A 17,050-nucleotide genomic window follows, 5' to 3' on the forward strand; every position below is an offset into this window, starting at 1 on the left:
TGTCTGCAAAAAAGAAGAAAAATTAATCCTCTTTAACTTCTATTGCCTGATAGGTATAAATTACCGGATGGTATTGTAAACAGTCTCCCGGAAGTCCCGCTTTTAAGCAAAGATGTGCAAAAAACAGATCAAAATTTGGAAGCTCTTCCCATACGCTTGGCAGGAATGTCGCCTGATTGTTTGCAAGCTGTAAAATTACTCCGTCAACGCCCGGTCTGATTTTATTTCTTAAATCGTTTACATCTTCATATTCAAGTTTTTCCGGGATAGTAAGTACGCTTACTTCTATTTCAATCTCATCGAATTCTTCCTCTCTTAATGGTTCAAATCTTGGGTCGCCAAAAGCTGCTGATTTTGCATTTTCAATTACATCATCTATTAACGGTCTGTGTGGTAAAATTGAACCGATACAACCTCTAAGGTTAGAGCCTCTTGGCAGGTTTTTCTTTTTTAAAGTTACAAAACAGGCTCTTTTTTCAGCCAAAAAAGGATATTTTTTTAACCATTCGTCTCTATCAATTAATTTTTTGCCTTCAAATTCTTCTAAAATTGAAAGTCTTGCAATTTTTGATAAAATTTTTAAATCTTCCATTTCCCCTCCTTTTTTATTATTTTACCAAAATTCTACACTTTTCATCGTGGCCGCTTTTTTATCAGCCAGATGAGCAAAGCTTATTTTTAACTTTTCACTTAGGTACTGACTAAATGGTAAAATATACAAGGATAACTACAAAGATAAAAATATGACAGCTTCAGAGCTTCATTTTGCTAACGCACCGCTCAAATTTTGCTAAAAATTGCAAACAGCTACGCAGGCCCTAAGGGTTCGGTGCAATTTTTTAAACGCAAAATTTTCGCTAAATTCCGCTACGCTGTCATATTTTTACTTTTTCATTATTTAGTCAGTGTCTTTCACTTAAAACTTGGCCACTTGGAACTTGTTTACTCGGCACTTGGAACTTTTTTATTTACTAAGCTGTGCCCTTTCTTCAAGTTTATAAAGCCATATAAAAACTTCCACGACAGCTTCATACATTTTTGGAGGTATTTCCTCTCCTACTTCAATATTTAAAAGCATATCGGCAAGTTCTTCATTTTGAAAAAGAGGCACATCAAATTCTTTGGCTTTTTGAATGATTTTTTGTGCAATTTTGCCTTTTCCTTTTGCAATAACTTTTGGAGCGTTTTGCTCATAAGCTTTATATTTAAGAGCTACCGCTTTAGTATTTGTAAATTTTTTCATATATAGGGCCTTTTTTTGTTAAAGTTGATTTGTAAAGGTATACTTCAAGCGGAAATTCAAAATTAATATGTTGCCATTTTTGTATTTTTTCTTTTAATTTATCTTTATCTTTTATGTTTTTAATTCTGCAAAGTGTAATGTGAGCTAAAAAGGGTTTATCGTTTTTTAGATTAAATTTTTTATTTATTTCTCTGTTTATTGAATCATTTCCTTCAACTTGCAAATATAAAATTTTATTTTTTAATAGATTTATCCCATTAATTTTCCATTTTCCATTTTGCATTTTCAATTTAATTTTATATTTCTCCGGTTCGTCTTCCCCTATAAATTTATGAGTTAAATGTAAATTCCAACCTTCCACCCATTTGCCATCAATCACATCTTTAAAATCGTTTTTAATAGTCTGATAAACCGGCAGATTAACAGGTGTTGCAATAAACAGTCTCAATGCATAAACCTTGATATGATATAAAAAACAGCACTTAAAACAATTGAAATAATAATTGAAGAAGTTATAGGAAAATAAAAACTAAAATTTTCTTTTTGAATTACAATATCACCCGGCAGATGAAACAGCGGAAAATCTTTAAAAAAATATAAAATAAGGCCTATAACTATAAAAATCACTCCAATAAAAATAAATATTTTTGCCATAAAAAGCCTTTTTGTTATTATTATAGCAAATTGATATAATTCCAATAAAAAAAGGATTTTTATGCCTATGACAATTACTGAAAAAATATTTGCTGAACACATAGGTAGAGTTGTTAAACCTGGTGAAATTATAATGTGTGATGTTGATATGACAATAGGAAACGATATTACCACCCCAATTTCAATTAAAGCTTTTAAAGAAAGCGGGGCTAAAAAACTGGCAAAACCGGATAATTTTGCAATAGTACTTGATCATTTTATCCCTCCAAAAGATATAGCAAGTGCAAATCAGGCAAAAATAAACAGGGATTTTGCGTATGAGCATAATTTAAAAAACTTTTTTGATGAAAAAGATATGGGAATTGAACACAGATTATTACCTGAAAAAGGACTTGTAATTCCAGGAGACATAATAATCGGAGCTGATTCTCATACCTGTACTCACGGAGCTTTAGGAGCATTTTCAACTGGAATGGGAAGTACCGATATTGCATTTTGTATGATTACAGGAAAAAGCTGGTTTAAAGTGCCTGAAAGTATAAAAGTTGTTTTTACAGGCAAAAGAGGTGAGCACGTTTATGGAAAAGATTTGATACTTGAGTTAATCAGAAGAATAGGAGTTGCCGGGGCGTTATATAAAGCTCTTGAATTTACAGGCGAAGTAATAGAAGAATTGCCGATGGATGACAGGATGAGTTTGTGTAATATGGCAATAGAAGCCGGGGCAAAAAACGGAATTATTGCTTATGATAAAATAACTGAGGCTTTTTTAGAAGAAGTAAAAAAATTTAATCCATTGAGGTCTGAGCCGAAAATCCACTACTCAGACCTTGATGCTAAATATTCAAAAATAATTGAAATAGATGTTAGCAAACTTGAACCGCTTGTTGCCTATCCATTCCTGCCGAGTAATGGAAAACCGATAAGTAAGGCGGTAAAAGATGATATTGAAATTGACCAGGTATATATAGGAAGCTGTACAAACGGAACTTTAAGCGACCTTAGAACTGCGGCAAACATTCTAAAAGGAAAAAAAGTTCATAAAAGAGTTAGGTTAATAGTAACTCCTGCAACCCAGAGAATTTACAAACAGGCTGAGCATGAAGGAATTCTCGATACGTTAATAGATGCGGGCGCTGTTGTCGCCAATCCTACCTGCGGAGCTTGTCTTGGCGGATATATGGGGATTTTGGGAGACGGAGAAAGGGCTGTTGCCACTACAAACAGAAATTTCCGAGGAAGAATGGGAAGCAGGGAAAGTGAAGTGTATCTTAGCAATTCAGCGGTAGCGGCGGCAAGTGCAATTGCAGGAAAAATTGCAGACCCAAGGAATATATAGTGAGTGGTGAGTAGTGAGTTGTGAGTTGTGCATTATGAAATAAGGAGAATTAATGAATATAATTGATAGTGTTGTGTTAGGGATAGTAGAGGGGATTACAGAATTTTTACCAATTTCTTCTACTGCTCATATGATTATAGTTTCCACTCTTCTTGGTTTAAAACAGACTGTTAGCAATGTGGCTTTTGAGGTTATCATTCAGCTTGGTGCTACTCTTGCAATTGTTATGATTTATCTAAATAAAATTAATTTTAAAGAATTCGAACTCTGGAAAAAGGTAATTTTGGCATTTTTGCCTCTTGCCGTTGTCGGATTTATACTCAGGCATCAGATAAAAGAGCTTTTTACTGTCACAACTGCCGCCTGGATGTTTATAATAGGCGGGATTGTCTTTTTTATAGTTGAAAAACTTTATAACGAAGAAAATAAAATAAATGAGGTTGAAAAAGTAAATTTCAAACAGGCATTTATAATAGGTGTTTTTCAAGTTTTTGCCTTAATTCCTGGCACCAGTAGAAGCGGTGCTACCATCGTAGGCGGAATGCTTGGGGGACTTACAAGAAAAACGGCTGCTGATTTTAGTTTTTTGCTTGCAATTCCGACAATGTTTGCGGCAAGCGGGTATGAGTTTGTAAAAAATATCCACAATTTCAAAGACCAAAACGGCCTTATTTTAGCCGTTGGATTTATTGTAAGTTTTATTTCAGCTCATATTGCCGTTAAATGGTTTTTAAAATTTGTTGAAAAATATACGCTTATACCTTTTGGAGTTTATAGGATTATTTTTGGATTGGCTTTACTTTATTTGATTCATATAGGATATATTGCATGAAAAAAATAGGATTTTGGGAAGCTTATTCCATAGGTATCGGCGGTATGATAGGAGGCGGTATTTTTGCCGTTTTGGGACTTACAATCCTTTTGGCAAAAGGCGGGGCACCTGTTTCTTTTATTTTTGCGGGCATTATAGCCCTAATTACTTCTTATTCATATGCCAAGCTTTCTGTCAGATACCCATCAGAAGGCGGAACGGTTGAATTCTTGGTGAGGGCTTTTAAAAATAATCTGTTTACAGGTTATTTAAATACTCTTTTACTTGCTTCTTATATAATAATGCTTGCACTTTATTCTTATGCTTTTGGCAGTTATGCATCTGCTTTGTTTTTAGGCGGTGAAATGGATTTGGCCAAAAAAATATTTATAGTTATAGTAATTTCATTTTTTACCATAATTAATTTTTTTGGTGCATATGTGAGCGGGAAAGCCGAAGATGTAATGGTTTTTGTAAAAGTTGGAATACTTCTTATATTTTCTGTGTTGGGATTTTTTACAGGGGATTTTAGTAAACTTTCGCCTTCTCATTGGGAGAGTTTATTAAATTTAATGACAGGCGGTCTTATAATATTTTTAGCTTATGAGGGGTTTGAACTTATCGCAAATACAGCCCAGGATGTGGAAGATCCTGAAAAAACACTTCCAAAAGCCTTTTACGCAGCTGTGTCTACAACTATTTTTATTTACGTTTTAGTCAGTATTGTAACGGTTGCAAATGTATCTTACGAAGATGTTCAAAAATACCAGGATTATGTCTTGGCTGTGGCGGCCAAACCTTTTTTGGGAAAAGCGGGATTTATATTAATAGGAATTGCCGCACTTCTATCCACTTCTTCCGCTATTAACGCCACATTATACGGGAGTGCCAGGGTCAGTTATCTGATAGCCAAATTTGGGGAACTTCCAAAAAATTTAACTAAAAATATCTGGAAACACGGAACCGAGGGTCTTTTAATCTTAGCTGTTCTTACCATTGTTTTTGCACTTACATTTAATCTGGAAAATATTTCAATTGCAGGAAGTTTAGGCTTTTTAATAATATTTTCTTTTGTTAATCTTGCCAATTTTAAACTTTCAAAATACACAGATTCTAATCCTTTTATACCGTTGGCTGGATTTTTACTTTGTTTAGTTTCTATCATTACTTTAATATCTTATAATTTAAAAACAAATCCTAATTCCCTTGCTTCATCCTTTGTAGTGTTGGTGCTTACTTTTTTGTTTGAGGTCGCTTACAGGTTTTTTACAGACGTGAGGCTTAAAGAAACTGTTGATGTAAAACTTAAAGAAAGAGAAGATTTGTTAAAAGATGCTGAAAAATATATAGATAAAATTTCATCCGCCGTTAAAAACAGTGTTTCTGATTCTGAAGTTTATCTTGTGGGTAAATATTTCTCACATGATAAATTAAAAGTGGGACATGTAAATTTTTATATCTTTTCAGACAAAAATAAGGAAAAAATAAACAGTGCCGTGGAAAAAATAGAAAAAGATTTGAATTTACCGACATATAGTCCCTTTAATATTAAAGTTTTAAATAAATCTCAAAAAAATCAACTTCCAAAAGAAAATAAAAAACTATGAATTATCTGTTGCCTGAATGGGAAAAACAAAGCTTTATCCAGCTTGTTTTTCCACATAAAAATACAGACTGGGTTTGCTGTTTAAATGAAGCAATAGAAACTTTCACTGAAATTGCGTATGCAATTGCTCAGTTTCAAAAGGTGTTAATCTGCTATCAGGATGAAAATACAATAAAACATTTAAAACATAAAAATTTTATTTTTAAAAAAATTCAAAACAATGATACATGGGCAAGAGATTTTGGAGCTATAAGTATAAAAATAGATAATGAAATTAAACTTCTTGATTTTAAATTTAACGGATGGGGGTTAAAATTTCCAAGTAATTATGATAATGTAATTAATAGAAAAATTTTTAAGTTACACAAAAGTTATAATTTTGTTTTAGAGGGCGGAAGTATTGATACAAACGGAGAAGTTTTACTTACCACGTCTAAGTGTCTGCTTGAAGAAAACAGAAATTATCCGATGAGTAAAACTGAGATTGAAAATTTTTTAAAGAGTGAACTTTTTGTAAAAGAAGTTATTTGGCTAAATCACGGATCTTTGGAAGGGGATGATACAGATTCTCATGTTGATACACTTGCAAGATTTATAAATAAAGATACAATAGTTTACTCTTTATGTGAAGATAAAAATGATATTCACTATAATGAACTTAAGAAAATGGAAAAAGAGCTTAAAAAAACAAAGTTTAATTTAATCCCTCTGCCTCTGCCTTCCCCTAAAATATATGAAGGTGAAAGGCTTCCTGCAACGTATGCCAATTTTTTAATAATAAACAATGCGGTTTTGCTTCCTGTTTATGAAGATGAAAAAGATAAATATGTTTATGATTTGTTTTGCAAAATTTTTCCGGACAGGGAAATTGTTCCGATAAATGCAAATATGTTAATCAGACAGCATGGAAGTGTTCACTGTATAAGTAAAGAGTATTTTAATGAACCTGAGCAAATTATCATTAGATGAGCTAAAAGAACTTTTAGAAGATGTAAAAGCTGAGATTAAAAAAAGAAAAACAAATTGGTTTTCTTTTAAAACTCCCAAATGTTTTAACCCTTTAAAACACGGTCCGGCTTACATTGCAAAACTTTATATGGCGGATGAGCGGGTTGAGAGGGAATTTTTTAACGATAACGGGAAAGAATGGTGTAAAAAGAAAAAATATTACAAAACTTCGTGGGATGTTGAGCTTAATGAAGGCGATGTAATTGAATGCAGGCTTGAAGAGGGTGGTAAGTTTGATAAAAGAGAGTGGTATATAGTGGAAAATGGAGAATTACAACCTCTTAGCGATTTGAGCGAGGCTATTGAAAAACTTAAAAACTAATAGTTAGTAAAAAACTACAAAGATAAAAATATTACAGCTCAATGCTTCATTTTGCTAACGCACCATTCAAATTTTGCTAAAAATTGCAAACAGCTACGCAGCCCTTACGGGTTAAATGCAATTTTTTAACGCAAAATTTTCGTTAAATTCCGCAACGCTGTAATATTTTTACTTTTTCGTTATTTAAAAGTATTATATATATGAATAGCAAGCCAGATGGCAATTTTTTTTGTTTTTAAAAGAGTATGTGGAGTGTTCGCAGGAATAAATAGGCAATCTCCGTTTTTTAGCTTTTTAACAACTCCGTTTATTTCTATTTTGGCACATCCTTTTAGTAAAACCACAAATTCATCCTCTTTTTGGGTAAAAGTCTGGGGAGTTTTTAGGGTGTTTGAAATAATTTTTTTAATTTCTATGTTTTTGTGTTTAAGTAGAGTTTTAAATATTTCGCGGTCAATTTCAGGTAATTTTTCTATTTCGTAAATATTCATCAGATTTTCTCCAAAATAATTTCAGTGCTTTTTTTTCTCTCCAGCCAAGGTGGTAATAAATAATTGTTTCTAAATAATCTTTTGCCTCTTTTGTTGAAATACCAAGCTTATCAGCATATTTTTTTAAAGTTAAATAAGGAATTTTTTGTTTTTTTCTTAAAAATTCGTTTATCAGTTTTTCGTATTTTTTATGGTTTTTGTTTGCACAAAAGCAGGCAAATACAAAAGGCAGTTTATATTTTTTATGCCATACTTCTGCCAAATCGATACAGTTTTTCTGCCTGAATGCTTTATCCCCTATTACAACCTGCCCTTTTAAATTTAAAATATTTTTTAACATATTGGATGTATCGCTTTCTGTATCAAACCCTTCACCAGGACACAAAAGTACGGTTTTTACTTTTCTTTTTACAGCAATACCTGCATTAAAACATTGTTCGTTTTTTGCTTTGACTGAAGATATAAAAGCCGCATCAATAATTCTTTTTTTATATAATTTATTTATCTTTGAAGGTACACCTTTTATTATAGGGATATTCTTTTTTTTCAAAAATTGGTAAAATGGTAAAAGATTTAAATAATTGATATGACCGATTTTCATATTGACCTTTTTTTGGAATTTTAACATAAAGGAATCAAATGGTAAAAGTAGAATTTTTAGGACCAATTAACAAAAAAGCCATAGAAGTGGAAGTTAAGAGTTTAAAAGAATTAAGAGAAATTTTGAATAAAGACGAAAATTTAAAAAAATGGCTTGAAAATTCGGCTGTAGCCTTAAATGATAAATTGATTAATACGCTTGAAATAGAATTAAAAGACGGAGATAAAATATCTATTTTACCTCCTGTTTGCGGTGGGTGAAATAGTGAGTGGTGAGTAGTGAGTGGAGAATGCAAAATTAAGTAAAGTGAAAAATGAAAGGAATATAATGGTCGAGGTTTTTAACGGCGGTGTTCCCGTAATTGAAACGGTTGAGAGATGGTATGAGAATTTTAAATTGGAAGGTTTTGGCGCAATGATTCCGTTTATCGGCATAGTCAGACCCGATAAAGGGATTGATGGGCTTAGTTTTGATTTATATCTTCCTATGCTGAATCAGTGGTTTAAAAAATGGAATAATCTAGAAGATGCGAAAATAATGATGGCCCACAGTTTTGGTGATGTTATGGTAGGGGAAACAAGCTTTTTGTGTGCGGTTTTTACAAAACACAGGCGCGAGGGTTTTAAATATTTAGAAGAATTTGTAGAAGATTTTAAAGCAAACGCACCTATTTGGAAATACGATTTAATTAACGGTAAAAGAATTTTTGCAAGCGATAGGGCAAAACCACTGCCACAGGCTGGGATACTTAGATAGTTAAAAGTTAAAAATGAAAAGTTTAAAGTTAAGGAGAATAAATGGCACATATAAGTTTTGAAGAATCACAAAAAATTTTAAAAGAGAATTTGCCAAAAACTAAAGATTCTGAAAAAGTTTTTTTGGATAATGCCCTGAATAGAATTTTAGCCGAAGATATTGCCGCAAAATATGACAATCCTTATATGCCGACCGCCTCTATGGACGGGTATGCAATCAGATATGAGGATATAGAAAAAGAAATAAAAATAATAGGACGAAACCCTGCCGGAAGTTTTGAATTTAATAAAATAAGTAACGGTGAAGCCGTTAAAACATTTACAGGTTCTTTTATGCCGGAAGGTAGCGATACGTTAGTGCCTATTGAAAATGTTGAGGTCAAGGGAGATAAATTAATAGTAAAAGAAAAAGTAGAAAAAGGATATTCGGTTAGACCTGTGGGGGAGGATTTTAGAAAAGGTGAAGTTTTAATAAAAAAAGGAACAGTAATTAAAGCCGGAGAAATTGGCGTTTTGGCAAGTCTTGGAATAAGCAGCGTATATGTGGTAAGAAAACCTGTTGTTTCAATTATTGCCACCGGGGAGGAAATTGCAGATATTAATGATGAAGTAAGGCTCGGGCAAATCAGAAGCTCCAATAATTATACCCTGAATGCTCTTGCACGAAGTTTGGGGTATGATTCTCATAATTTGGGAATTGCTGGGGATAAAAAAAATGAAATAAAAGAAAAAATTTTAAATGCGCTTGATTCAAGTGATATTGTTGTTACCACGGGGGGTGTCAGTGTGGGGGATTTTGATTTTGTAAAAGAAGTTACGGGTGAATTTGATGTTTTGTTTCACGGGGTCAATATAAAGCCCGGCCAGTGGATTATGGTGGCAAGGGCCGGCAGTAAATATATAGTTTCGCTTCCGGGATTTCCATACAGTTCGTTTGTTACGTTTCTTTTGTATGTGGCGCCTATTGCCGACAGTTTTGAAAATAAAAAATCTGTTGAATTCTTAAGTGCAACTCTAAGGGATGATTTTAAAAAGGTTTTTAAAAAAACACAGTTTGTTGCTGTGAATTTATCTTTTGAAAATGGTAAATATGTTGTAGATGTTAGAGGTAAAAAAAGCGGCAGCAGTGCCATTTTGACCAATCTTATAACAACAAAGGCCCTGATGTGGCTTGATGAGGGGCTTTATGAATTAAAAGCGGGAAGCGAAGTTAGAATTATTAAATTTTATTAAAAAGGATTTAAATGATAAAAACTCCGGCTTATATAATAGAAGAAGAAAAATTAGAAAACAATTTAAAAATACTTGAATATGTACAAAAACAGGCAAATTGTAAAATACTTGTGGCTCTTAAAGGATATGCCGCATGGTCTACATTTGATTTATTGGAAAAATATTTAAGCGGAGCTACCGCGAGCGGTCTTTGGGAAGCAAAGCTTGGGAATATGAAACCCTGGGAAGTTCATACCTACTCACCAGCATATAAAGAAGATGAAATAGATGAAATAGCCGATATTTCCCATACAGTTGTTTTTAATTCATTTAATCAGCTTGAAAGATTTGAAAACAGGGTTAAGGATAAAGCTTTAATAGGGCTTAGGATAAATCCCGGTGTTTCAAGCGCCCCTGTGGCGCTTTACGACCCTTGTGCCCCTTTTAGCCGTCTTGGAATTACAAAAGAAAATTTTAAAGCAAATAAATTAAAAAATATAAGCGGTCTGCATTTTCATGCTCTCTGCGAGCAGTTAGACACCGCTTTGGAGAAAACTCTTGAAGGGTTTGAGAAAAATTTCGGTGAATACATTAAAGATATGGAATGGGTAAATTTCGGTGGAGGTCATCATATTACAAGAAAAGATTATAATGTTGAAAATTTAATAAAATTAATTAAGGAATTTAAAAACCGTTATCCTAATATCAAAGATGTTTATCTCGAACCGGGCGAAGCGGTAGGGCTAAATGCAGGATATCTTGAAACAGAGGTGCTTGATATAATTGATAACGGAATGAAAATAGCAATTCTTGACACGTCGGCGGAAGCCCATATGCCTGATGTCTTAGCGATGCCTTACCGCCCGGAAGTTAGAGGCGCTGGAAAACCGGGTGAGAAAAAATATACTTACAGGTTTGGTGGAGTTACATGCTTAGCCGGTGATGTTATAGGGGATTACAGTTTTGATGAGCCTCTTAAAGTGGGTGAACGGGTTATTTTTGAAGATATGGCGATTTATACTTATGTGAAAAACACCGCATTTAACGGGGTAAGACTTCCTTCAATTGTAATAAAAAGAAAAAATGGAGAGTTTTTTGTATCCCGTGAATTTCATTACGAGGATTTCAGGGATAGGCTCGGTTGATTTTTTAATAAATAATTAATATAATTTAAGTCATAAAAAATTAAAGGAGAAAGAGATGAAAGGAAAAGTGTTAGATTTTAATCTTCAGGAGGGAAAAGGTGTAATAAGCGGGGATGACGGCAAACGATATGAATTTGAAATAAAAGAGTGGAAGGAACAGACCCCTCCGCAAAAAAACGATACTGTGGATTTTGAAGTAAATGAAGAAGGCAGGGCTGTAGGAATTTATTATGATTTGGAAAATTCTCCTTCATCAGGTGAAAAAAGTAAAATAGTCGCATTTTTGTTGGCTTTCTTTTTAGGAGGTTTTGGAATACATAAGTTTTATTTGGGATGCAATAAAGAAGGCATAATAATGCTGGTTGTTTTTCTTGTGGGTATTTTTTTAGCGGGAATTCCCTCTTTTGTAATTGCGGTAATCGCATTTATTGAATCATTAATATATATATTTAAATCCGATAAAGATTTTGAAGAAATTTATGTTAAAAATAAACGATGCTGGTTTTAATAAATGAAAGGAAAAGTGTTAGATTTTAATCTTCAGGAGGGGAAAGGTGTAATAAGCGGAGATGACGGCAAAAGATACGAATTTGAAATAAAAGAGTGGAAGGAACAGACCCCTCCGCAAAAAAACGATACTGTGGATTTTGAAGTAAATGAAGAAAAAGCACTAAAAATTTATCTGTTGGAAACTCCGGATAAAAAAATAAAAGAAAATATTAAAACATTTGGAGGCAGCGGGGGAGTATTGCTGCTGATAGCCGGATTTTTTTCACCCATTCCACATATAGGGGCGGCTATTTCTTTGCTTGCGAGTGTGGTCGGGTTTATACTGATGGCTATTGCAATCAAGCAGCTTTCCGAATTTAAAAAAGATGAAAAAGCTTTTAAAAATTTTATAATAGCAACAGTGCTTTATTTTGTAAATTCTTTTCTGTTTTTATTTTTGATACTCGGTTTTATTATTGCAATAATGGCCGGAAGCGACAATTCTTCCGATGAAATGACTTCCGTTTTGGTTTTTGTCTCAATTATTGGAATTGTGTTATATATTTTGGGCATAGTTAGTTCGCTGTTTTTTAAAAAATGTTTTAATTCTTTAAGCAAAATAACAAATGAAAAAATGTTTTCAACGGGTGGAAATCTTATTTTTATCGGAAGTTTTTTAACAATAATAGTTGTTGGTTTTATAATTATATTAATAGGCTGGATTTTTGTTACCGTGGGATTTTTTTCTTTAAATTCAAACAGTTAATTTGACTTTTTTTCTTTTCATAAATATAATTGCGGCTAAAAAAGGCCTGTATTGAGTAAGAATTTGATAATAGTGGAATCTCCCGCAAAAGCAAAAACAATTAAAAATTTTTTAGGTAAAAATTATGAAGTTGTTGCGAGTAAAGGGCATATAAGGGATTTGCCCAAAACTTCATTTGGTATAAAAATAGAAGATGATAAATTCTTTCCTCAGTATCGCGTTACCAAAGACCATCAGGATATTGCAAAAAAACTGAAAGAACTTGCAAAAAAATCAGAAAATATCTATATAGCTACCGATGAAGACAGAGAAGGTGAGGCGATAGGGTTTCACATAGCAAACGTAATAGGCAAAAATCCGGAAGAACTTCCTAGAATTGTGTTTCATGAAATTACAAAAACCGCTATAAAAAATGCGTTAAAAACACCGAAAAAGCTTGATATTAACAGAGTAAACGCCCAGCAGGCAAGAAGACTTCTTGATCGAATTGTGGGTTATAAACTCTCACCCCTACTTAATAAAAAAATTCAAAAAGGTTTAAGCGCCGGCAGGGTTCAAAGTTCTGCTCTTAAACTTATAGTGGACAGAGAAAGGGAAATCAAAGCGTTTGTTCCTCAGGAATACTGGAGTATAGAAGGTGTTTTTAAAAACAAGGCCGGCAGTTTAATTAAATATAACGGCAAAAAACTTGATAAATTTGATATAAAAACAAAAGATGAAGCGGGAAAAATTGTAAATGAATTAAAACCTCTTGAATATACAGTAACTAAAATAGAAAAGAAAAAAACAAAAGTAAAATCCCCAGCACCTTTTATGACTTCAACACTTCAGCAGGTTGCAAGCAGCGAGCTGGGATTTGGCCCGAGAAGAACAATGCAGATAGCGCAAAAACTTTATGAAGGTGTTAAAACCCCTGTGGGCGAGACTGGTATTATCACCTATATGAGAACTGACAGTTTAAATATTGCAAAAGAAGCCAAGGAGGGGGCAGTGAAATTTATAAAAGAAAATATAGGTGAAAATTATGCCCAGGCTAAAACATACAAAACTAAATCATCAGGTGCCCAAGAAGCACATGAAGCAATAAGACCGGTTGATGTGAGACTGACTCCGGGGGATTTAAAAAACTATTTAACTAAAGATGAATTAAAATTATATACTTTGATTTATAACAGATTTTTGGCATCTCAGATGAAAGATGCCGAATATGAAACTCAAAATATTTATATTTCCAATGAATTGGGTGAATTTAAAATAAGCGGTAAAAAACTGATTTTTGACGGATTTTATAAAGTTTACGGAAAACCGAGCGCAGATGAATTATTACCTGAATTCAGTAAAGGCGAAAAATTAAAACCGGATGATGTAAAAGCAACCCAGCATTTTACAAAACCGCCTGAAAGATACACGGAGGCAAGTCTTATTAAAAAACTCGAATCTCTTGGAATCGGAAGGCCTTCCACTTACGCCCCGACCGTCACTTTGCTTCAAAACAGAAATTATGTTGAGGTAAAAGATAAAAAACTTTATCCTACAGAAATTGCCTTTAATGTTATTGAAACGCTTGAAAAACATTTTCCAAATATAGTGGATGCGAATTTTACTGCGAATATGGAAGAAATGCTTGATAAAATTGCGGAAAACAAAAAAGACTGGCAGGAAGTGTTAAAAGAATTTTACAAACCTTTTATGGATATGATTGATAAAGGATATAAAGAAATCCCCTCACAAAAAATTGCAAAACCAATTGATGAGACATGCCCTTTATGCGGGGCGCCTCTTGTTATCAGAAAAGGGAGATTCGGAGAGTTTATAGCCTGCAGCAGCTACCCGAAATGTAAATATACAAGGCCATTGAAAGAAGAAAAAGTAAAAAAAGCCGATGTCAAATGTGACAAATGCGGGGCCGACATGGTTATTAAAAAAGGAAAAAACGGGGAGTTTTTGGCATGCAGCAATTATCCGAAATGTAAAAACACAAAACCGCTTAACCCTCCTGAAATTCTTGAAGATGTAAAATGCCCGGAATGTGGCGGGGATATAATAAAAAGAAAATCCCGTAGAGGCGAGTTTTACGGTTGCAGCAATTATCCGAAATGCAAATTTATTTCCAAATATCGTCCCACCAATGAAAAATGTCCGGAATGCGGATATTTAATGGCCAAGCGTACATACAGGGGAAAAGAAGTACTTGAATGTATAAAATGCAAAACAAGGAAAGATATTTGAAAATAGGTATTATTTCAGATACACATAAAAAACCGGGAAGGGCCAAAAAAGCAATAGATTTGCTTTTGAGCAAAAATATAGAATTTATGCTTCATGCGGGAGATATTGTTAGAGTCGAAGTTTTGGAATATTTAGAAAAGAAAATCAGATATGTGGCTGTTCTTGGTAATAACGACCACCATTTATACAGTGTAATTGATAAGTATAATCTTGTAACTGAACCTTATTATTTTAAACTTGCAAACAAAACATGGAAATTAATGCATTATCCAAAATATATGTTTCCTTTGGATACCGATATAATTGTTTACGGACACACGCATGATGTGGATATAAGCTATAACGGTAAAAATTTGATTCTTAATCCGGGTGAAGTTTGTGCAAGAGACCACGGATTTTCTACATGTATGAGTCTGGATATTGAAGAAAATAAATACATAGTAACTCTTTATTACAGAAAAATTGATGATGGTGAATGGAAAGAAAAGAAAAAAGAATTTATTTTTTAATGCTATAATTAATAAAAAGAAAAATTATGGAATTAAGATTAATTGAAGCTGTTTTACCAAAAGAAAAAAAAGAAGATATACAAACCTTGCTTTCAAAAGAAAATATTGTCGATTTTTGGCGTGAAGAAATTGTTGAAGATAAAATTATTTTTCAAATTTTGGTAGATGCGATATTATCCGAAAAACTGATTGATAAGCTTTCAAGAAAATTTTCAAAAGACGAGAGATTTAGAATTGTCAGCATGGATGTAAAAACAACCCTTCCGCTCCCCCAGCAGGAAATTTCAAAAACCAAACATATAAGAGTAAGTATTCCGGAGCTTTACAATGCCATTGTTTCATCGATTGAAATAAATTATATTTTTATAACAATGATTGTTCTTTCAACAATAATTGCAGCATTTGGGCTTTATAAAAACAGCGGGGCAATTATAATCGGCGCCATGGTGATAGCCCCTTTGCTCTCTCCGAATATTGCCGTTTCGTTTGCCACGGTTTTAGGAGATTTGGAACTTGAAAAAAAAGGAATTGCGGCTTTTTTGATCGGCTGTTTTATTGCTCTGCTTTTATCGGTTGCAATAGGGTGTTTTCTAAATATTGATGTTGACAATTTTGAAATAAAAAGCAGAATAGCTGTAAATTATCCTGATTTGATTATTGCTTTTGTTTCAGGGGTTGCCGGAACATTGGCGTTTACCACAGGTCAAATGATGGGACTTGTGGGTGTTATGGTTGCAATTTCCCTGCTTCCCCCTTTGGTTAACACGGGATTATTAATATCTAACGGATATTTTTTATATGCAACAGGGAGTTTTTTACTTTTTTTGGCAAACTTTGCAAGTTTAAATCTTGCCGGTGTTTTGACATTTTTGTTTCAGGGTGTTAAACCGAGAAAATGGTGGGAAGAAAAAAAAGCAAAAGAGCATAGAATAAAAGCTATTATTTTATGGATGATTTTAATTTTTATTTTAATATTTGCAATTTTTGCGGAAAAAAAATTTTTGGCAAAGAAAAGACTGTTTCAGGAGAATAAAATATATTATTTTAAAAAGTGACCCGTGTATCTACTGTTATAATTGTTCTGATTATTTAGTTTTTATAAAATTGGGCTTTAAGCAAAGTGAAATATTATATTAATAATATGCTATAATAATGTAATACAATAATACAAGGAGTAATAATGCTAAGTATTAGGCTTGATAAAGAATTAGAGAATAAACTTGAAACAATAGTAAAGCAGACTAAAAAATCAAAAAGTTTTTTTATCAGGGAGGCTTTAAAAGAATATCTTCAAAAGTTAGAAGATGAAAGACTTAAAAATAAAAAAGAAGCATTAGAGTATTTTATGAACAATCCGGTTGATACAGGGATAAAAGAATTAAAAGCCATTCAAAAGGTTAAAAGTGAAAAAGATATTCATTGATGCAAATATTCTTATTGATTTTATTGATCCAAAAAGAGCAAAACATAATGCAGCAGTTGACTTTTTTAGAACTCATTTAGAAGATTATTTTTATACCAGTTGCGATATTTTAACCACAATTTATTATATAACTTCTAAAACTCAAAATCCATTACAAGCTATTGAAAATCTTTTAAAATTAGTTAAGATTATACCTTTTGGTAATAAAGAAGCCAAACAAGCCATTGATTTAATGAATGAAGATAAAAAATTTAAAGACTTTGAAGACACCATTCAATATATTTTGGCTAAAAAAGTAAAATCTGATTATATAGCGACAAATGATAAAGGATTTTATTCCTCGGATATTGAAATAATTTCAGTTTAAAATGACCCGTGTGGGAATCGAACCCACAACCCTCGGATTAAGAGTCCGATGCTCTGCCAGTTGAGCTAACGAGTCGTGTG

General features: G+C 32.8%; 22 protein-coding genes and 1 tRNA gene. 16 read left to right on the forward strand and 7 right to left on the reverse strand.

Annotation, left to right across the window (positions count from 1 at the left end; all coding sequences use genetic code 11):
* Nucleotides 1-22 precede the first annotated feature (22 nt).
* From amrA to DZ68_RS0108800, 4 genes are all read right to left on the reverse strand, one after another.
* The gene (gene amrA, locus DZ68_RS0108785; protein ID WP_024788229.1) at nucleotides 23-592 is read right to left on the reverse strand and encodes an AmmeMemoRadiSam system protein A; all 570 of its coding nucleotides are present in this window, start codon (nucleotides 590-592) and stop codon (nucleotides 23-25) included.
* A 372-nt stretch (nucleotides 593-964) separates the two neighbouring features.
* Nucleotides 965-1,243 (reverse strand): EscU/YscU/HrcU family type III secretion system export apparatus switch protein, encoded by a 279-nt coding sequence (locus tag DZ68_RS0108790; RefSeq protein WP_024788230.1) that lies wholly within the window; start codon nucleotides 1,241-1,243, stop codon nucleotides 965-967.
* Entirely contained in the window at nucleotides 1,221-1,691 is a 471-nt protein-coding gene (thpR, locus tag DZ68_RS0108795) for an RNA 2',3'-cyclic phosphodiesterase (RefSeq protein WP_024788231.1), read from the reverse strand. Before thpR ends, DZ68_RS0108790 begins: the two co-directional genes overlap by 23 nt.
* Nucleotides 1,688-1,897 (reverse strand): DUF2905 domain-containing protein, encoded by a 210-nt coding sequence (locus tag DZ68_RS0108800; protein WP_024788232.1) that lies wholly within the window; start codon nucleotides 1,895-1,897, stop codon nucleotides 1,688-1,690. Before DZ68_RS0108800 ends, thpR begins: the two co-directional genes overlap by 4 nt.
* A gap of 61 nt (nucleotides 1,898-1,958) precedes the next feature.
* Between DZ68_RS0108800 and leuC the strand changes: the two genes are divergently transcribed.
* Genes leuC through DZ68_RS0108825 form a run of 5 tightly spaced genes read left to right on the forward strand, consistent with a single transcriptional unit; the run spans nucleotide 1,959 to nucleotide 6,983 of the window.
* The gene (gene leuC, locus DZ68_RS0108805) at nucleotides 1,959-3,236 is read left to right on the forward strand and encodes a 3-isopropylmalate dehydratase large subunit (protein ID WP_024791038.1); all 1,278 of its coding nucleotides are present in this window, start codon (nucleotides 1,959-1,961) and stop codon (nucleotides 3,234-3,236) included.
* Between the two features lie 52 nt (nucleotides 3,237-3,288).
* The gene (locus DZ68_RS0108810) at nucleotides 3,289-4,068 is read left to right on the forward strand and encodes an undecaprenyl-diphosphate phosphatase (RefSeq protein ID WP_024788233.1); all 780 of its coding nucleotides are present in this window, start codon (nucleotides 3,289-3,291) and stop codon (nucleotides 4,066-4,068) included.
* A complete protein-coding gene (locus DZ68_RS0108815) occupies nucleotides 4,065-5,654 on the forward strand; it encodes an APC family permease (protein ID WP_024788234.1) in 1,590 nt (529 codons plus the stop codon). The genes DZ68_RS0108810 and DZ68_RS0108815 overlap by 4 nt, the downstream gene beginning before the upstream one ends.
* Entirely contained in the window at nucleotides 5,651-6,622 is a 972-nt protein-coding gene (locus DZ68_RS0108820) for an agmatine deiminase family protein (RefSeq protein WP_024788235.1), read from the forward strand. The genes DZ68_RS0108815 and DZ68_RS0108820 overlap by 4 nt, the downstream gene beginning before the upstream one ends.
* Nucleotides 6,594-6,983, forward strand: coding sequence for a hypothetical protein (locus DZ68_RS0108825; RefSeq protein WP_024788236.1), 390 nt, complete (start codon nucleotides 6,594-6,596; stop codon nucleotides 6,981-6,983). The genes DZ68_RS0108820 and DZ68_RS0108825 overlap by 29 nt, the downstream gene beginning before the upstream one ends.
* Nucleotides 6,984-7,162: 179 nt before the next feature.
* Here DZ68_RS0108825 and DZ68_RS0108830 read toward each other — a convergent pair whose 3' ends face one another.
* The gene (locus DZ68_RS0108830) at nucleotides 7,163-7,474 is read right to left on the reverse strand and encodes a cupin domain-containing protein (RefSeq protein ID WP_051428260.1); all 312 of its coding nucleotides are present in this window, start codon (nucleotides 7,472-7,474) and stop codon (nucleotides 7,163-7,165) included.
* A complete protein-coding gene (locus DZ68_RS0108835) occupies nucleotides 7,443-8,102 on the reverse strand; it encodes an MqnA/MqnD/SBP family protein (RefSeq protein ID WP_084021820.1) in 660 nt (219 codons plus the stop codon). The genes DZ68_RS0108830 and DZ68_RS0108835 overlap by 32 nt, the downstream gene beginning before the upstream one ends.
* A gap of 11 nt (nucleotides 8,103-8,113) precedes the next feature.
* Here DZ68_RS0108835 and DZ68_RS0108840 point away from each other — a divergent pair, with 11 nt between their 5' ends.
* The 11 genes from DZ68_RS0108840 (at nucleotide 8,114) to DZ68_RS0108890 (ending at nucleotide 16,970) form a co-directional block, all read left to right on the forward strand.
* Nucleotides 8,114-8,335, forward strand: coding sequence for a MoaD/ThiS family protein (locus tag DZ68_RS0108840; RefSeq protein WP_024788239.1), 222 nt, complete (start codon nucleotides 8,114-8,116; stop codon nucleotides 8,333-8,335).
* A gap of 67 nt (nucleotides 8,336-8,402) precedes the next feature.
* Nucleotides 8,403-8,831 (forward strand): molybdenum cofactor biosynthesis protein MoaE, encoded by a 429-nt coding sequence (locus tag DZ68_RS0108845; RefSeq protein WP_024788240.1) that lies wholly within the window; start codon nucleotides 8,403-8,405, stop codon nucleotides 8,829-8,831.
* 41 nt (nucleotides 8,832-8,872) lie between these two features.
* On the forward strand, nucleotides 8,873-10,063 hold the full coding sequence (locus DZ68_RS0108850) for a molybdopterin molybdotransferase MoeA (RefSeq protein ID WP_024788241.1): 1,191 nt from the start codon (nucleotides 8,873-8,875) through the stop codon (nucleotides 10,061-10,063).
* An 11-nt stretch (nucleotides 10,064-10,074) separates the two neighbouring features.
* On the forward strand, nucleotides 10,075-11,187 hold the full coding sequence (nspC, locus tag DZ68_RS0108855; RefSeq protein WP_024788242.1) for a carboxynorspermidine decarboxylase: 1,113 nt from the start codon (nucleotides 10,075-10,077) through the stop codon (nucleotides 11,185-11,187).
* Between the two features lie 55 nt (nucleotides 11,188-11,242).
* Nucleotides 11,243-11,695 carry a TM2 domain-containing protein gene (locus tag DZ68_RS0108860; protein WP_024790330.1) on the forward strand — a complete coding sequence of 151 codons (453 nt, stop codon included), beginning with the start codon at nucleotides 11,243-11,245 and terminating at the stop codon, nucleotides 11,693-11,695.
* Nucleotides 11,696-11,698: 3 nt separating this feature from the next.
* The gene (locus DZ68_RS0108865) at nucleotides 11,699-12,442 is read left to right on the forward strand and encodes a DUF996 domain-containing protein (protein WP_084021821.1); all 744 of its coding nucleotides are present in this window, start codon (nucleotides 11,699-11,701) and stop codon (nucleotides 12,440-12,442) included.
* Between the two features lie 51 nt (nucleotides 12,443-12,493).
* Entirely contained in the window at nucleotides 12,494-14,671 is a 2,178-nt protein-coding gene (gene topA, locus DZ68_RS0108870) for a type I DNA topoisomerase (RefSeq protein ID WP_024788245.1), read from the forward strand.
* Nucleotides 14,668-15,180: a metallophosphoesterase gene (locus DZ68_RS0108875; protein ID WP_024788246.1), complete on the forward strand. Its 513-nt coding sequence runs from the start codon at nucleotides 14,668-14,670 to the stop codon at nucleotides 15,178-15,180. Before topA ends, DZ68_RS0108875 begins: the two co-directional genes overlap by 4 nt.
* A gap of 26 nt (nucleotides 15,181-15,206) precedes the next feature.
* Nucleotides 15,207-16,235: a TIGR00341 family protein gene (locus tag DZ68_RS0108880; RefSeq protein WP_024788247.1), complete on the forward strand. Its 1,029-nt coding sequence runs from the start codon at nucleotides 15,207-15,209 to the stop codon at nucleotides 16,233-16,235.
* A gap of 125 nt (nucleotides 16,236-16,360) precedes the next feature.
* Nucleotides 16,361-16,603 carry a ribbon-helix-helix protein, CopG family gene (locus DZ68_RS0108885; RefSeq protein WP_024788248.1) on the forward strand — a complete coding sequence of 81 codons (243 nt, stop codon included), beginning with the start codon at nucleotides 16,361-16,363 and terminating at the stop codon, nucleotides 16,601-16,603.
* Nucleotides 16,584-16,970: a PIN domain-containing protein gene (locus DZ68_RS0108890; RefSeq protein ID WP_024788249.1), complete on the forward strand. Its 387-nt coding sequence runs from the start codon at nucleotides 16,584-16,586 to the stop codon at nucleotides 16,968-16,970. The genes DZ68_RS0108885 and DZ68_RS0108890 overlap by 20 nt, the downstream gene beginning before the upstream one ends.
* Nucleotides 16,971-16,972: 2 nt before the next feature.
* Here the strand turns inward: DZ68_RS0108890 and DZ68_RS0108895 are convergent.
* A tRNA-Lys gene (locus DZ68_RS0108895) sits at nucleotides 16,973-17,045 on the reverse strand.
* Nucleotides 17,046-17,050 lie beyond the last annotated feature (5 nt).

Source organism: Lebetimonas sp. JS085, assembly GCF_000523295.1.
Classification (GTDB): domain Bacteria; phylum Campylobacterota; class Campylobacteria; order Campylobacterales; family Nautiliaceae; genus Lebetimonas.

Coding starts and splice junctions, on each gene's coding strand:
- amrA (WP_024788229.1), bottom strand. CDS start 592: ATGGAAGATTTAAAAATTTTATCAAAAATTGCAAGACTTTCAATTTTA.
- DZ68_RS0108790 (WP_024788230.1), bottom strand. CDS start 1,243: ATGAAAAAATTTACAAATACTAAAGCGGTAGCTCTTAAATATAAAGCT.
- DZ68_RS0108800 (WP_024788232.1), bottom strand. CDS start 1,897: ATGGCAAAAATATTTATTTTTATTGGAGTGATTTTTATAGTTATAGGC.
- leuC (WP_024791038.1), top strand. CDS start 1,959: ATGCCTATGACAATTACTGAAAAAATATTTGCTGAACACATAGGTAGA.
- DZ68_RS0108810 (WP_024788233.1), top strand. CDS start 3,289: ATGAATATAATTGATAGTGTTGTGTTAGGGATAGTAGAGGGGATTACA.
- DZ68_RS0108815 (WP_024788234.1), top strand. CDS start 4,065: ATGAAAAAAATAGGATTTTGGGAAGCTTATTCCATAGGTATCGGCGGT.
- DZ68_RS0108820 (WP_024788235.1), top strand. CDS start 5,651: ATGAATTATCTGTTGCCTGAATGGGAAAAACAAAGCTTTATCCAGCTT.
- DZ68_RS0108825 (WP_024788236.1), top strand. CDS start 6,594: ATGAACCTGAGCAAATTATCATTAGATGAGCTAAAAGAACTTTTAGAA.
- DZ68_RS0108830 (WP_051428260.1), bottom strand. CDS start 7,474: ATGAATATTTACGAAATAGAAAAATTACCTGAAATTGACCGCGAAATA.
- DZ68_RS0108835 (WP_084021820.1), bottom strand. CDS start 8,102: ATGTTAAAATTCCAAAAAAAGGTCAATATGAAAATCGGTCATATCAAT.
- DZ68_RS0108840 (WP_024788239.1), top strand. CDS start 8,114: ATGGTAAAAGTAGAATTTTTAGGACCAATTAACAAAAAAGCCATAGAA.
- DZ68_RS0108845 (WP_024788240.1), top strand. CDS start 8,403: ATGGTCGAGGTTTTTAACGGCGGTGTTCCCGTAATTGAAACGGTTGAG.
- DZ68_RS0108850 (WP_024788241.1), top strand. CDS start 8,873: ATGGCACATATAAGTTTTGAAGAATCACAAAAAATTTTAAAAGAGAAT.
- nspC (WP_024788242.1), top strand. CDS start 10,075: ATGATAAAAACTCCGGCTTATATAATAGAAGAAGAAAAATTAGAAAAC.
- DZ68_RS0108860 (WP_024790330.1), top strand. CDS start 11,243: ATGAAAGGAAAAGTGTTAGATTTTAATCTTCAGGAGGGAAAAGGTGTA.
- DZ68_RS0108865 (WP_084021821.1), top strand. CDS start 11,699: ATGAAAGGAAAAGTGTTAGATTTTAATCTTCAGGAGGGGAAAGGTGTA.
- DZ68_RS0108880 (WP_024788247.1), top strand. CDS start 15,207: ATGGAATTAAGATTAATTGAAGCTGTTTTACCAAAAGAAAAAAAAGAA.
- DZ68_RS0108885 (WP_024788248.1), top strand. CDS start 16,361: ATGCTAAGTATTAGGCTTGATAAAGAATTAGAGAATAAACTTGAAACA.